Annotated in this window: 8 protein-coding genes and 1 CRISPR repeat array; of the genes, 3 read left to right on the top strand and 5 right to left on the bottom strand. The window is 75.4% G+C overall.

The window, feature by feature from the left end; translation table 11 throughout:
• Nucleotides 1–9: 9 nt before the first annotated feature.
• From ACFYT4_RS09915 to ACFYT4_RS09900, 4 genes are read right to left on the bottom strand one after another with little or no spacing between them, the layout of a single operon-like run.
• Nucleotides 10–5,148, bottom strand: coding sequence for a Clp protease N-terminal domain-containing protein (locus ACFYT4_RS09915; protein WP_389267031.1), 5,139 nt, complete (start codon nucleotides 5,146–5,148; stop codon nucleotides 10–12).
• A gap of 3 nt (nucleotides 5,149–5,151) precedes the next feature.
• Nucleotides 5,152–8,685, bottom strand: coding sequence for a CHAT domain-containing protein (locus tag ACFYT4_RS09910; protein ID WP_389267030.1), 3,534 nt, complete (start codon nucleotides 8,683–8,685; stop codon nucleotides 5,152–5,154).
• Entirely contained in the window at nucleotides 8,675–9,904 is a 1,230-nt protein-coding gene (locus ACFYT4_RS09905; protein ID WP_389267029.1) for a hypothetical protein, read from the bottom strand. Before ACFYT4_RS09905 ends, ACFYT4_RS09910 begins: the two co-directional genes overlap by 11 nt.
• Nucleotides 9,901–11,046, bottom strand: coding sequence for a DUF6338 family protein (locus tag ACFYT4_RS09900; protein ID WP_389267028.1), 1,146 nt, complete (start codon nucleotides 11,044–11,046; stop codon nucleotides 9,901–9,903). The genes ACFYT4_RS09905 and ACFYT4_RS09900 overlap by 4 nt, the downstream gene beginning before the upstream one ends.
• Before the next feature lie 50 nt (nucleotides 11,047–11,096).
• Here ACFYT4_RS09900 and ACFYT4_RS09895 point away from each other — a divergent pair, with 50 nt between their 5' ends.
• Together ACFYT4_RS09895 and ACFYT4_RS09890 are read left to right on the top strand one after the other, a co-directional pair.
• Nucleotides 11,097–11,267, top strand: a complete 171-nt coding sequence (locus ACFYT4_RS09895) for a hypothetical protein (protein ID WP_389267027.1) — start codon at nucleotides 11,097–11,099, stop codon at nucleotides 11,265–11,267.
• A gap of 187 nt (nucleotides 11,268–11,454) precedes the next feature.
• Complete coding sequence (locus ACFYT4_RS09890) at nucleotides 11,455–11,823, top strand: PPOX class F420-dependent oxidoreductase (protein ID WP_389267026.1); 369 nt, start codon at nucleotides 11,455–11,457, stop codon at nucleotides 11,821–11,823.
• Nucleotides 11,824–12,133: 310 nt separating this feature from the next.
• Here the strand turns inward: ACFYT4_RS09890 and rsgA are convergent, their stop codons facing one another.
• Nucleotides 12,134–13,267, bottom strand: a complete 1,134-nt coding sequence (gene rsgA, locus ACFYT4_RS09885) for a ribosome small subunit-dependent GTPase A (RefSeq protein ID WP_389267025.1) — start codon at nucleotides 13,265–13,267, stop codon at nucleotides 12,134–12,136.
• 540 nt (nucleotides 13,268–13,807) lie between these two features.
• Between rsgA and ACFYT4_RS09880 the strand changes: the two genes are divergently transcribed.
• Nucleotides 13,808–13,945 carry a hypothetical protein gene (locus ACFYT4_RS09880; protein WP_389267024.1) on the top strand — a complete coding sequence of 46 codons (138 nt, stop codon included), beginning with the start codon at nucleotides 13,808–13,810 and terminating at the stop codon, nucleotides 13,943–13,945.
• A 171-nt stretch (nucleotides 13,946–14,116) separates the two neighbouring features.
• A CRISPR array of direct repeats spans nucleotides 14,117–14,511; the repeat unit is 29 nt; unit sequence CGGTCCACCCCCGCTTGCGCGGGAAGCAC.
• Nucleotides 14,512–14,566: the final 55 nt, after the last annotated feature.

Below are 14,566 nucleotides of genomic sequence, written 5' to 3'. Positions count from 1 at the left end.
ATCGGATCTCTACGGCTCCCCCGGGCGCCGTCCCGTCGACGCGCCCGAGCCGTCCCCGGCATCCGTACCCCGCGCGCCCGTACCCACGGGCGAACCCACCGCGCCCGCCCCCGGCGCGGCTCTGTGCCCCAGTCCCCGCACCACGTCGTCGACGAGAGACGCCAGCTCAGGACGGATCGCCACGAGTTCCCGCAGGTCGTGGTGCAGCTCGTCGGCCGACCAGGGAAGACGCATCGCGGCCAGGGCCGCCGCGTACCACGTACGGGCCGGGCGCAGGCCGCCCAGCGCCGCGCAGTAGACGGCGACATTGCCCGCGCCGACGGCGTACCAGACCGGGTCCGCGCCCAGGTCCGCGATCTCCAGGCGGATGGCCTCGCCGATCTGGAGCCGGCCGCGCCGCTCGTCCCCGGCCTCCAGCAGACCGAGGCCGTGGTGGTAGCGGTACCAGGCGATCCCGGGGGCCGCCGCGCTCGCGGCCCGGAGGTCCGCCCACGCCTCCTCCGTCCGTCCGAGGGCCCGCAGCGCCTGCGCACGGGCCAGCAGGGAGGGTGACCGCCACTCGTCCGCGAGCAGGGACAGGGCCTCCTCGTGGTGCCCCTGGCGGACCAGGGCCTGCCCGAGCCGGCTGCGGGTCCCGGTGTACGCCGGATCCAGCACGGCGGACCGCCGGTAGGCGGCCACGGCTTCGTCGAGGCGCCCCACGCGTTCCAGGAAGACGCCCTGCCGCAGGGCCGGGTACGGGCGCTCCGGCGCGAGCCGCGCGGCCGCGGCGACATCGCCCAGACCCACGTCCTCCCGGCCCAGCGCGTACAGCAGGTCGGCCCGCTCCTGGTGCACATCGCCGAGCTCCGGGACCGGCTCGTCGAAGAGCCGCAGGGTGCGGGTCGCGACGTCCAGCGCGGCGGTCTTCTCCCCCAGGGTGCGCAGTCGGCCGATCACCCGGCCGCAGGCCCACACGGCGGCCCGCCGCCGGTCCGCGTCGCCGTCCGCCGCCGCACCGAGGTAGTGCCCCGCCGCCTCCAGATACGCGGCGGGCTCCTGGGGTGCCAGGAACTCGGCCCGGTGCAGAAGCGCCAGACCCAGGAGTTCGTCGAGCCCCCGGTCCTCCAGCCACAGGGGCTCGGGGGCGCGGAGTGCGCGGACGGCCCGCTCGTAGCAGCGCACGGCCTCCCCCGTCAGACCGAGCCGCAGACCGCAGGCCGCGATGTCGGACAGGGAGCGCGCCAGCCGTGCCTGCCCGTCCGGGTGGCGGGGAGCGAAGGCGCGGGCTCCGGCCTCCGCGTCCCGCAGCAGCCGCGCGGCGGCCGGGCCGGGCCCCAGGAACTGAGCGGCCGTCAACAGTTCACCGACCGCCATGGGCGCCATGCTGCCGGGATCGAGCCGGGCGAGGAAGGACAGCACCGCGGTCCAGCGGACATGGGCTTCCCGGACCGGCCCCGGCCGCCCGGAGGCGAGAGCGGTGATGTTGCGCTGGGCCTCCGCGTTCACGGCCCGGGTCCAGTCGTGGGCCTCGATCAGCGCCGTGAGGGCGCCGGTTCGGTACGGGTGGGGGCTCTTTGGCTCCCCCGGGTTCTCCGGATCGGGCTCGGCGGGTGCCTGCCAGAGCGCGGGCAGGGCGCGGGCCACGTCATCGGCGTCCCACGAGGAACGCCCCGCCCCGGCCGCGCTCTCCCCGGCCGCCGCCAGCACCCGGGCGCACAGGGGTGTCAGCGGAAGCGGCTGCCGGGGGTGCGGGGCATGAAGGGGTACGGAAGCGGGCGCCGCCGACTCCAGCGCAGCCGCGAGATGCTCGGGGCCGACGCAGGGAGAAGCGGACGCCTGGGCGATGGCGGACGCCCGGGTCGTCAGGGCGAGGACGGAGGGATCCGCCGGACCCGGGCGGCGCCAGGGATCGGCCGGGAGGTCCTCCGGCGGCGTTCCGGGGGCGACGGCCGGTCTCGTCCGCGTACGCCCGCCGGGGCCGGGGTCCGGCTCGGTCCGCCCCCGGGACGCACGGACCGCGGCCGTAGGACTCCCGGGCCCGGGGTCCACGTCCGCACGAGCCACACCCGCACGGGCAACATCCGTACCGGTCACGGACGCACGGTCCGCATCCGTACGGCCTCCGGGCCCGGGACGCGTATCCGCACCGCCCGCGGCGGCGCGGTCACCGTCCCCCCGCGTGCCGGCCGTGAGGACGTGGTCCAGCGCCGCCTTGAGGTGCTCGACGCCGAGGCCCGGATGGCCCTGGGCCCGTGCCGCCGCCCCGGCGTCGGCGAGCACCCGCCGCGCCCGTGGAGTGAGGCGGCAGAGCGTGTTCCCGAGGCTCTCAGGCGAAGGCCCCTGGGCGCCGCCGCCAGTGGCCTTCCCTCCGGTGGCCGCGCGGGGACGGGCGCGGGGGACGTCCCGCAGCCCGTCGCGCAGTTGATCCGGTCCGAGCAGCCCGGTGGTCGACACCGCCACGGCCGCGGCCCGCGCCAGCACACGGCGGGCGGCGGGGGTGAGCCGGACCGGCTGTTCACCGCTCCACCGGATCCACGGCGGGAGCGGTTCGGTGCCGGCCGTCTCGGCGCCGACCCGGTCCAGTTGGTGCCGTACCCGGACGCGCACCTCGTCGACGTCCGCGCCCAGCGCCCCGAACAGCGCGGCGACGACCGTCTGTTCGCGGGCCAGTACGGCGTTCATCAGACGCATCGGTGTGAGGTCCCGCTCGCCGTGGCGGTCGGCCGTCTTCCGGGCCCGGCGCAGTACCGTACGTGTCTCGTCGGCCAGTTCGGGGAGACCGGCGCCACCGGGCCCGTACAGCGTGCCGAGTGCCCGCCGCAGCCGGGCCCGTTCGAGGCCGCCCGCCTCCGCCGCGAGCACACACTCCGGATCGTCGAGCAGGACCAGCAGGAGATGCCCGGCGGTGACACGCGCGTGCCCCATCGCGTACGCCTCCGCGAAGGCCGACATGAGCGGCCAGCAGCGGACGGCGGTGAGGGTGTCCGCCTCGCGCAGCCACTCAGGCGGCTCGGCGGGGAGCACGATGCGCCACGCCGCCGTCTCCTTTGAGCCGTCCGCGCCGTCATGGGGTCCCGCGCCGCCGGAAGGGGCCCGGCCTCCTGCCCCGGGGGTGGCCGGGGCCGTTCCGAGCCCCGGCGCGGGGTCGGTGGCGGAGGGCGCGGGACCGGCCGTGGAGGTCGCGCGGTCGGGGCCCGTCGGTTCGGCCGCCCCGGTGCCGGCGCGCCGGGGCGTGGATGCCGTGGCCGTCCCGGCGGGTGCGGGTGGTGCCGTGCCGGCGGTCTCGGGGCTCCGTCGCGCGGAGGGCGGCCCGTCGGCGTCGGCCGGATTCCGGGTGCCTTCCCGCTCCCCGGGCCCGGACGGGCCGACGTACCGGCCCGGCGCGGACGCCCGCTCCGGGACCGTGATCGTGCCGGAATTCCCCTGACCGGTCGGCCGAACGTCCGGGTCGCCCTGAGGGTTGGGGCCGTCCGGGCTGTCCGGGGCCCGGTGGAGCACGGCCGCCGTCGGCGCGGCCGGGCCGCCGCCCGTGCCCGTGGCAGGCGGGGCGCTCACGGAGCCGTTCCGCGCGCCCGGTACGGACACCGGGCCCGTCACCCGCTTCCGGATCGGATCGAACACCTCGGGGGCCACGGCAGCGAGCCTGGTGAAGAGGTCCAGCGCCTCCCGGGCCCCGGCGGCGGCGGTGGCCGGTGAGCACCAGCCCTCCCACCAGGCGGGGGGAGAGTCAGCGCCGGGGTCCGAGGCCACGTCCCGGTCCGGCTCCTGTGTCCGCCCCCGGCCCGCCAGCCCGCCCCGCGCCGGGGTCTCCGCCTCGGCGGCTCCGGCGTGTGCCACCTCGCGGAGCCGCGCCCAAGAGCGCTGGGCCGTGGGGTCGGCGAAGACGAAGGGCCGGGTCTCGGGCCTGAAGCCGGACGGCACCCCCGACACCCCCTCACCCGGAACTGCCCGTTCCGCCCGCTTCCCGGGCGCTCTGTGTTCGCCTTGCGCTTCATGTTCACCGCGCGCTTCTTCGCCCCGGCCCTCCAGTCGGTGCCGGTACACCCTCAGTCGCGCCTCCAGCAGCGGATCGTCGAAGACACCGACGAGGTTCACGGCCCACTCGTGCACCAGGCGGGACTCGGCGTCGGGTTCGTGTTCCGCCTCGATCCCGCACCGCATCTGGTGGGCGAGCGCTTCGAGCCACAGCCGTACGGCACCGCGCCAGCGGGGTCCGAGGCGGATTCGCCACCACGTGAACACGTTCACGGAGGTGCGGACGGCGTGGTCGTGGACGCCGGTCTCGGCGGCCGCCTGGCCGAAGACGGAGGCCGCCCGGCACGGGTCGCCCGCGTCCCGGAGACGGTGGCCCATCGCCGTGAACATGGTGATCATGGCCCGCTTGGCGCCCGCCCTGAGCCGCTGCTGCCGCACGATCTCCGCCGCGGCCTCGACCTCGGCGTCGTAGTCACCGCCGAACCGCCTGGTGTGGAAGTGGATCTCGGCGGCTGCGGTGCGTACGCACTCCTCGGTGCCGCGGTCGCCGTGCCGCGACCGCTGCGCCGCCCGCACGGCGGCCCCGGCGGCCTCGGTGTCGCCGAGTTCGCGGAGGGCCCGTGCACGTACGGCGTGGGCGCGGGCCACCCGTACCGCCGTACGGCCGAGGGGCTGGCCCGGCCCCGACACCGCGGCTCCCGCGGCGAGTTCGGCGGCGAGCCGGGGACAGCCGCAGCGCAGGGCGGCTTCCGCGGCCCGTGCGAGCAGGGGGCGGACGCAGCCGTCGGAGCGGCCGTGGGCGGCGAGGGCCGCCAGATACCCGTCGAGCGCCGCGCCGGGCCGCCCCGAGCGGAGGGCCGCGTCGGCGCGCCGCACCTCGGCGCGCCGGCCGTGGCGGCACCGCAGCCGGGGGGAGATGCCCAGCAGCCGGGCGGCCGGCACGACACAGTGGAGCAGCGGCTTCTCGTACAGGAGCCGGTAGACCGCCGCGACGGCCAGCGGGACCGGCGGGATTCCGGGCACGAAGGCGGCGGCGACCGCTCCCGCGGTACCGACGGCGTAGTGGCGGGGCAGCAGCAGGGCCACGACGGCGAGGGCCGGCGCCGCGTGCCAGGGGTGGTGAAGGTGCGTCCACCACAGTCCGGCCAGGAACGGTCCCCAGCGCAGCACGGAGAAGATCACCGCTCGCATCGCTCAGCCTCCCACGCCGCTGTAGGCGAACGACTGCCAGACGAAGGGCCGTCCGGCGCGCTGGTGCCGCCAGCGCCGCAGCTGGGCGAGCTGCATCTCGCGCAGCACATCGGCAGGGGGTATCCCCCGGGACATTCCCTCCGTCAGCGTTCTGACGGCCGCTTCGAGCTGCCGGGAGGGGTGAACGGTGTAGAGCGTGCAGACGACATGGTCCGCGCCGGCGAGGAGCAGTGCCGAGCCGAAGCCCAGCCACTCGCTGACACTGGTGCGGTCCGCGCCCTCGTGGACGGGGGGCTGGAGCCCCAGACTGCCGCATCCCACGGCGAGGACGTGGGTGGGAACGGGGAAGGGCGGTGGTGTCACGGTCTCCCCCGGGCTCGTCCGCTCGTCCGGTGTGTGCAGCATGTCGGCCATGGACACCCGCGCGGCGGTGCCGTCGGGTTCGGGGGCGACCCGCAGCCCGCTGAGATACGGATTGCCCGGCACGGTGTCGATGTGCCCGGCCAGATAGAGCAGGCCGTCGGTGTCGTCGAACGTCTGCAAGGTGTACGCCAGTTGGGTCTTGGTCAGCGGTCCGCACACGGTGTGCCGGGCGGCGGCGGGCGGTTCGAGGGCGGTCGCCGTACCGTCGGCGGCGTCCGGTGACAGGACCGCCAGCCGCAGGGGTACGGGAGTGCCGGGCCGTGCCGTACGCCCCGGGAGCCGCCGGAGGCACTGGTCGACGACGGCCCAGCCCGGCACATGCACCACCCGGGCCACATCGACCACCCGCCGGTCGTGCCCGGGGGCCAGCGGCAGTGCGGCCACGGGCACATGACCGAGCACGGCGGGCAGCGACACCACGAGGGAGGCGGGTTCGGTACCGGTGTGCCGGGCCAGTCCTTCCGCGAGCACCGGAGGCAGGAAGGCGGCCGACACCCGGCTGAGCAACTCCAGTTCGCGGCCCAGCTCCTGAGTCACCGTCATCTGCGTGGACGGATCCGGAGACGGTCCCGGAGCCGGGCCTTGGCCCTGGCCCTGGGAGCGACCGGGCCCGCCGCCGGAGCCCCGGGCGGGCGGTGGGCCGGACGGGTAACCGGGCGGGAATCCGGCCGGGGTCGGGCCGCTGTCCGCGCGGGTGCCGGGACCACCCGGCCGTCCGGACTCCGGGCCCCGTGCCGGGGCGGTGACGGAAGCGGCGTCCGCCGCGCGGCGGGACTCCCGTTCCCGGGTGCCGGACAGCGCGCCCGCTTCGATCCGCTGGCGCACCTCGGCCGCGGACTCGCCGTCCTTCGGCAGCGGAAGGGCCTCCCGCAGATCCTCGTCCGCGCGGACGGCCGCGGATTCGGCGTCCATCGCGGCCCAGCCGTGCGACCAGACGCCGTCGGGCGAGCGTACGGCCCAGTAGTAACGGTCGAGGACGGTGACCGCGCTCCAGTACCAGCAGCGGCCCGCCACGGCGAGGAGGGCGCGGTCGAGGGCGAAGAGGCCGTCGCGGGAGCGGTCGCCGGGCAGTCGGCGGGCGCCGTCGACGCTGATCGCCGGGGGACGGCGGACGGGGCTCAGCCCGAGGGTGAAGAGCGCGGCCGAGGCATCGGGCGCGGCCCGGTCCCGGGCGGCGGCCCCGCTAGCGCCCGTGGAGATCGTCGCCCCGGCGGGGTCCCCCGCGCGCCCGGGCTCGCCCCCGCCCGTATGGCCGACTCCACGCGTACGGCCGCCCCCGCCCCTCCCGTCGGCCGAACCCGTGCGTCCCGCCGCGTCCGCGGGATCCCCCGCGCCCGTGACGTCCCCGGCACCCACAGGCTCGTCCCCACCCGTACTGCCTGCCGAACGCGTACGTCCCCCCGCACCCAAGGGACCCCCCGCACCCGTGACGCCTCCCGTGCCCATGAGGTCCCCCGCGCTCATGGCGTCCGCGAGCGCCAGCCGGCGGCCGAGTTCGGAGTCGTCGACACGGCTCGGGAGCACCTCTCCCCGCGCGGTCTCCATGATCTCGGCGACCAGGGCTCCGGCGTCGGGGCCCCGCCGCTGGGCCGCGAGCCGCAGGGCCGTCGCGTACACACTGAGCTGCATCCGCTCCCAGAGCCTGCGCCCGCGGGCCTCGCCCACGCGGTAGCGGGCCTCGTGGACGGCGACGAGGCTGTGCACGGCCTGCGCGAGCGCCGCGTCCTCGTCGCCGTCGAGCTCCTGCGCGCGGGCCAGGGCCAGCCGGGCCGCCACCGCGGCGAGCGGCCGGGTCCGGGCGTCGAGGACGGCGAGGGCGGCCATGGCGTCCCGGCGTCCGTGGTCGCGGGTGCGTTCCTCCTCGACCAGCGCGAACGCGGCCTGGAGCCGGTGCCGTACCGCTTCCTCCGGTGTGTCGTGCACCCCCACCCGGGCGTCCTCGCCATGGGCCACGGCCCGCAGCGCCGCGCGTGCCCCCGCGGTGTTGCCCACCCGCAGCATCAGCCGGACCAGCCGCATCTCGGTGGCCCGCATCAGCCGGTGGTCGCGGCAGCGCAGGGCGGTCAGCCGCATCCGGTGGACCTCCCGGAGGAGTTCGGACAGGGGCGCGGTGTCGAGCCGCCGCTCCCCGATCTCCAGCAGCAGCCGGCGGGCGTGCCGCCGCCGGGACCGGCCGCGCAGCAGCGGGAGGGCCTCGTCCTGCGCCTCGGCGGCGGCTTCGTCGTCGCCGTTGATGCGGTGGACACGGGAGAGTTCGGCGAGGCACCAGCCGAGGACCGCGCCGCCGTGGCGCCGTGCCTCACGGGTCGCCTCCCGGGCGGTGAGCAGCGCGCCGGCGGGGTCGTCCCGGTGGAGCTGCTCCCGCGCCCCGGCCATCGCGAGCAGGGGTTCGCACACGGGTGGCACTCCCCCGGCCCGCGCGGCGGCGAGCAAGGGCCCCGCCTTCCCCGCGTAGCCGCTCACGGCGAGGTCGAGGCCGGTCGCGAACAGGCTCCACCGCCGCCGCGCCATCAGGGACAGCCGGGCCCGGAGCGGTACGAAGCCGAAGACGGGACCCGTCGCCCACCAGGCCCGGCCGATCACCTGGTGGGTGAGGTCCAGGCTGTGGTGCGCGGCGATCGCCGAGCCCAGGCAGAGCCCGGCCGACCACCACAGGGCAGGGTCGAGCGCGACGGCGACGAGCGCGAGGGGCACGGCGTACGGCCACCGCCCCGCGAGCGCGCAGGCCGTGCCGATGAACGGCAGGGCCGGGGCATCGGCACCGAGGAGCCAGAACACCGCCACGGCGGTCAGCCCCATCGCCAAGTGGTGCAGAACGGGAGGGAGAAGGTCGCGGCGCCAGGCGATCCGGGCGCTGTCCGCGGCCCACAGGCCGATGGTCCGGCGGGTCGTACGGCGCCGGCGCAGCGCCCGGCTTCCCTCCGGGACCTGCGGGAGCAGGGCGAGGGCGTCGTCGAGTGAGACGGTGCGCGCGGCGAGGACCACGTCCAGCAGCAGGATCAGTTCCTCGGCGGCCCGGTCGTCGGGGCCGCCCCTCCGGGCGAGCCACTCCGCCGCCGCCCGGTCGTCGCGCAGTTCCGCCGACAGATGCTTCCGGGGTCGTTCACAGGACATTGCGCTCCTCGGGCCGCCATGTCGCCGGGGCCCCGGCTCTCTCCTCCGACCCGCCGAAGCGGCGGATCAGTGTGTCGGCGGCCTTCTGCCGGTTCTCCGCCACGAGGGCGGCGCGGGTGAGTACGGGGCTGCCCAGGCTCGCCCGGAAGATCCACAGCTGGGTCCGGAGCTGGAGCGCCTCGCCGGCCATCCAGCAGACCACCAGCCAGCCGAACGGCCACGGGACGAACCAGGCCGTCGCCGCCTTGGTGACCAGCCACACCGGCAGCGGCACCCGGTCGAGGGGCAGCCACGTCAGCGGCAGCACGAGCAGCAGCCACAGGGGCCCGGTGCGGTAGGAGGAGACGATCACGGACAGGACGGTGCCGGTGGCGAGCACGTAGTTGACGAGGATCAGCGCGGCGAGCTGCCGCAGCCGCGCGAGCCCCACCGGCGCGCCCATCTCCTTCCCCGAGTCGGGGCCACCGAGCGCGAACAGCCGGACGAACAGGGGCGACATGCGCTTTCCCGTTCTGACGCGGAGTTCGTCGGCGGTGGGCGGCGGGGGTACGGGGAACAGCCCCTGCTCCCCCGTGTTCACGGCGCGGTTCGTGCCGGGCCGCACGCCGTCGGGTTGTACGCCGTCCGGTTGTACACGGTCGGGTGGTACACGGCCGGCGGATACGCGGTCAGCGGAGACGCCGGCCGGCGGGAGGAAGGCGGTGTCCTCGTCGGGTTCGGCGGGCCGGTGCCGGGCGGCGGCCCGCAGGACGGTGTCGGCGGTCAGCCCGAGGCGGTGGAGTCCCGCGCGCGGATCTCCCGGATCGGAGCCGGTGCGGGAGCCGGTCCCGGCCAGGGCGGCGACCAGATGGGCTGTGGTGGCGCGGTCGTCGCCGGTCGTACGGGCCCACCGGGACAGTTGCCCGAGCAGCTCGCGTAACTCTTCGTCCGGGAGGGGCAGTTCATCCGGCCGATCGCCGATGGCGGGGGCGGTCCGGGGGCGCGGGTCCTGCCAGGTCAGCTGCTCCTCGGGGAACCCGGACGCGAGCAGCACGGCGCGCCATCCGGCGGGACCGGGCGCCCCGGGGGCCTCGGGCTCGCCCAGGGCGGCCGTGAGATGGCGGAGGCCGATCCGGTCGGACCGGTCCCGTACCGCTCCGCGCTGGGCCCGGAGCAGCAGTTCGACGACCGCGTCGCTCACCGTGCAGCCGCCCCAGCGCTCACCGAGGATCGAGGTCATCCGGCCCCCTGACCGGTCGCGGGGAGGGCGGGGCCCGGCACGGCGGCCGGGGAGCCGGAGGGACCTGGGCCGACGGCCGGGGGGCCGGAAGTCGTGGGGGCCGGGGCGGGTGTTACGGGGGCGGCCGGGGCCGGACCGGCGGGCGGCTGTCCCGGGCCGGGCGCGGAGTGCGCCGGATCCGCGGTCGGCGCCCCGCCGCCGGACTGTGCCGGATCGGCCGACGGCTGAGGGTCCCCGGGTGCCGGACCTGCCGGTGGTAGGGGGTCCCCGGGTGCCGGATCGGCCGACGGCTGGGGGTCCCCGGACGGGGAGCCCGGGGACGCGAGGGGGTCCGGCGACGGCTGCGGGTCCGCCGGCGGCTGGGAGCCGGCGGACGGCACGGAATCACCGGACGGATCCGGATCGGGCGCGGCCGGCAGATAGGTGACGGTCAGGAAAGCGAGCCGTCGCGCGCTCACGGCGACCGCGTTGACCTGGGGCAGCACGGTCGTCTCCGTCTCACCGGGCGGGCGGTACGAGATGTCTCCGCGCAGGGTCAGTTCCCGGTCGCCGTGCTCCAGCGGCACCCGGCTGTAGCTGTGCAGGACCCCGGCGAGATAGCTGCCGTCCTCCAGGACGCAGCCGATGTACACCTCGGCGTCGGGGTGTTCGCGGAAGAGGAGCCACCACGCGGAGTTCTGCGGCTCCAGCCGCCGGACCCGGTCGTTCCAGCGCTGTCGCCCCGAGGGCGGCAGGACCTTCCACCACCGCCCGGCTCCCGCGCCGTACGCGGTCGCGCAGGCGACCGCCAGGGCCACGGCTCCCCAGACGCAGACGGCCGTGAAGTGCGCGGTGACGTAGTCGCCCGGCCGGTCGAAAAGCGCCTTGAAGGATGGGGAGTACCACAGCCCGAACCGGGATCCCGTCTCCAGCGCACCCACGACGAGGACGTCGACGATCACGCTGACGAACAGGATCGACACCAGTTCCTGGAAGGCGGTGTGGACCCGTGCGGGCACATGACGGCCGAGGGCGCGGTGGTAGACGTATCCCGGAAGGGCGAGCACGACAAGCATCAGAAAACCGGCGATGTTCGTCGGTATGGGAGCCTCCTCGTCGGAGCGCGGGGACGGCCGCGCACGCCACCCGTCCGCCGAAACCACACCGATAGTATGCGCACGGAATCTCCCACTCGCCCTCTTTGAGGAGACAAGTGCCCGATCAGCAGGAACAGTTGCCGGACCCCTTCGATCCGGATCCGGACGAGCCCGGGGAGGACTGGGACGATCCGCTGGGCGATCCCCTGGGCCAGTCCGTCCAGTCGCAGAAGCCCCCGCGCTCGACGGCGCCTCCGCCTCCCCCGCCGCCGGCCAAGCCGCGCTGACCAGGTCCGCCCGAGCCCCGCGCGGGCGCGGAGGCGGCGTACGGTGCCCGGGGCACCCCGGTGCTGCGGGAGGTGGGCGGAACGTAGCGTCGGGCAGGCCGTGGACACACCGGCCCAGGCCGTACGGCTCCCGGACCGGGACCGTGGTCCGATGCGGAATCCCATCGGCGCGTGTGAGGCTTCGTCCATGACCTCATTCAGCGAAGCCGAGCGTACGTATCTCTCCTCCCAGCGCCTGGGGCGGCTGGCGACCGTCGACCCGAAGGGCCAGCCGCAGGCGAATCCGGTCGGCTTCTTCCCCCAGGAGGACGGCACGATCCTGATCGGGGGCCACGACCTGGCGCGGACGAAGAAGTGGCGCAACCTCCGGGCGAATCCGAAAGTGGGGCTCGTCGTCGACGACATCGTGAGCCTCAAGCCGTGGAAGGTACGCGGGGTGGACATCCGGGGCGAGGCGGAACTCCTCACGGGTCCGCACGACTTGGGGCCGCACTTCAGCGAGGAGCTGATCCGGATCCATCCGAAGAAGATCCACAGCTGGGGCCTGGACGAGTGACGGCGCCGCACGGTCGCGCCCCGAACCCTGAACCCCGAACACGGAACCCGGAACCGGAACCGGAACCCGGAACCGGAACCGGAACCCGAAGCGGAACCGGCCGCCGGGGGCGCCCCGCGCCCTGTCCATGGCCCCCGCCGGCCGGGCGCGCCGGGTACGAAGCCGCCCGCGGTGCACAGAACCGCCCGGCGGAGACCGTGCGCCCCCGCCGCCCCTGCGGCCCGCGCCCGGGGTGACCTGCGCGGGCCGCACGACAGACCACGTACGGCCCCGGCGGCGCGGGGCCCGGCGCCCCCGCGCCGCGAACCGGTCATCGCAGCCGACCGCGCTTGGCTTCCATGGCGGCCTTGCCCACGGCGCCCCTGAGACGGGACTCTCGGCGCAGTTCGGCGCGCGCCCTCGCGTCCGTCTTGGCGACCATGTACTGGTTCTCGCGCAGGAGCTTGCGGTAGCTCGTCAGCCGGCGCTCCGGGAGGGAGCCGTCCGCCACGGCCGCGAGGACCGCGCAGCCGGGCTCCCTGTCGTGGGCGCAGTCCTGGAACCGGCACTGCCCTGCGAGGTCCTCGATCTCCGAGAACGCCTGCCCGACACCGGTTCCGGCGTCCCAGAGCCCGACACCCCGCAGCCCGGGGGTGTCGATGAGCACCCCGCCACCGGGCAGGGCGAGGAGGTTGCGGGTGGTGGTCGTATGCCGGCCCTTGCCGTCGATGTCCCTGGTGGCCCGTACGTCCATCACCTCCTCGCCGAGGAGGGCGTTGGCGAGCGTGGACTTCCCCGCACCCGACACACCGAGCAACACGCTCGTGCCCCCGGAGACGATCGCGGCGAGTACTTCGGTACCGTCTCCCGTCATCGAACTGACCGGCAGCACCTGCACACCCGGGGCCACGGTCTCCACATCCTCGACGAGGTAGGAGAGCCCGGTGGCGTCGGGCACCAGGTCGGCCTTGGTGAGGACGACGAGGGGCTGCGCCCCGCTCTCCCACGCGAGCGCGAGGAACCGCTCCACGCGGCCGAGGTCCAGCTCGACGGCGAGGGAGACCGCGATGATCGCGTGGTCGACGTTCGCGGCGAGGATCTGGCCCTCGGACCGCTTGGACGAGGTGGAGCGCACGAAGGCGGTACGACGCGGCAGCAGCGTCCGCACATAGCGGGGGTCACCGGCCGGATCGACGGCCGCCCAGTCGCCGGTGCACACGATCTTCATGGGATCGCGGGGCACCACGAACTCGGTGTCGGCCCGGACCGTGCCGACCGGGGTGATGACGTCGCACTGCCCACGGTCGACCCGTACGACCCGGCCGGGCAGCAGGCCCTGTGCGGCGTACGGAGCGAACGCGGCCGCCCAGCCGTCGTCCCAGCCGTACGGAAGAAGCGGATGCGACGACGAGGCCGAACCGGGGAAGGAAGAAGAGGAGGAGAACGAAGAAGCGGAGGAGGACAAGGGGTGAACCCTTCACAAGGGTGGCCCCGGCGCCGCGCGCTCAGGCGCGGAAGAAATGGAGAGTGAGGTCAGCCGGCGGCCACGGAGGTGGACTGGATGAACTTCCGGATGCGGGCAGCGCCCATCGCAACGACAGCCATCGGTCAACACCTCCACACTCTGCTCGGCCACGTCCGGCGACCGTACGCCACCGGGACAACACCACGGACCCTAACCGCGGACGACCGCGGCGGGCCAGCGCTTTTCCGGACGGCCGGGCGCGGTACCTCGCCCGGCCGTGCGTGTCAGCCCGGAGCGAGCGGCAGGCCGGTGTCATTCTCGGCGAGTTCGGCGGCGGCGTGCGGGGACGTCGCGATCCGGTCGGGCTGGGACAGCTGAAGGCGGGTGTGGTTGCCCCGGGCAGGGACGAGCCGGTGCGGGTCGAGACGATCGTCGTTCCCGATCCGGGCCCGGGCTAGGCCGTGGTGGCCGGTGCGGGCGTGTGGGGTCTGTCATACGGATCTGCACGACCGGCAGGGTGGGATCAGTGAGGATTTCCCGATGCTGATCGATCTGCATCAGCAGGGCCGGATCGATCCGGGTGCCTTCGTCACGGAGACGATCGAGCTCGACGAGGTCGAGACCGCATTCACCCGCACGCACGAAGACGACGTCCTCCGCTCGGTGGTGATGTTCTGACGGCCGCCCACATCAATCGTCCGACGACGATTCCCCACCCCCGGAGCCGCACCCTGGGGCCCGGGGGCCGTACCAGGGAGAGCACGGGGCGGCTGCGCGGGCCCGCGCTCCCCTATACCCGCGCGTGCCCCCTCGCGAGCACGCGCGCGGCGCGCGGCCATGGGGCGGCTTGACTCAACCCCCGCTCGCGCGGGAAGCACTTTCCGAAGGTGGTGTTCGTGCCCTTGTGTTCCGGTCCACCCCCGCTTGCGCGGGATGCACTTTCCGAAGGTGGTGTTCGTGCCCTTGTGTTCCGGTCCACCCCCGCTTGCGCGGGAAGCACGCGTGAATGCTCCGGCCCGCCATGGTGTAGCCCGGTCCACCCCCGCTTGCGCGGGAAGCACTACTGAGCCGACAACCCACGGTTGTCGCCCGACGGTCCACCCCCGCTTGCGCGGGAAGCACTCGCGCTCGGCGGTGGTGAGGGTGCGGTGGAACGGTCCACCCCCGCTTGCGCGGGAAGCACTCGCGCTCGGCGGTGGTGAGGGTGCGGTGGAACGGTCCACCCCCGCTTGCGCGGGAAGCACCCGAGGGCGGCGAAGACGACCAGCGCGGCCACCGGTCCACCCCCGCTTGCGCGGG

This window comes from Streptomyces sp. NPDC004609 (assembly GCF_042873655.1).
Taxonomy (GTDB): Bacteria; Actinomycetota; Actinomycetes; order Streptomycetales; family Streptomycetaceae; genus Streptomyces.
This window is presented reverse-complemented; position numbering and strand designations above follow the sequence as displayed.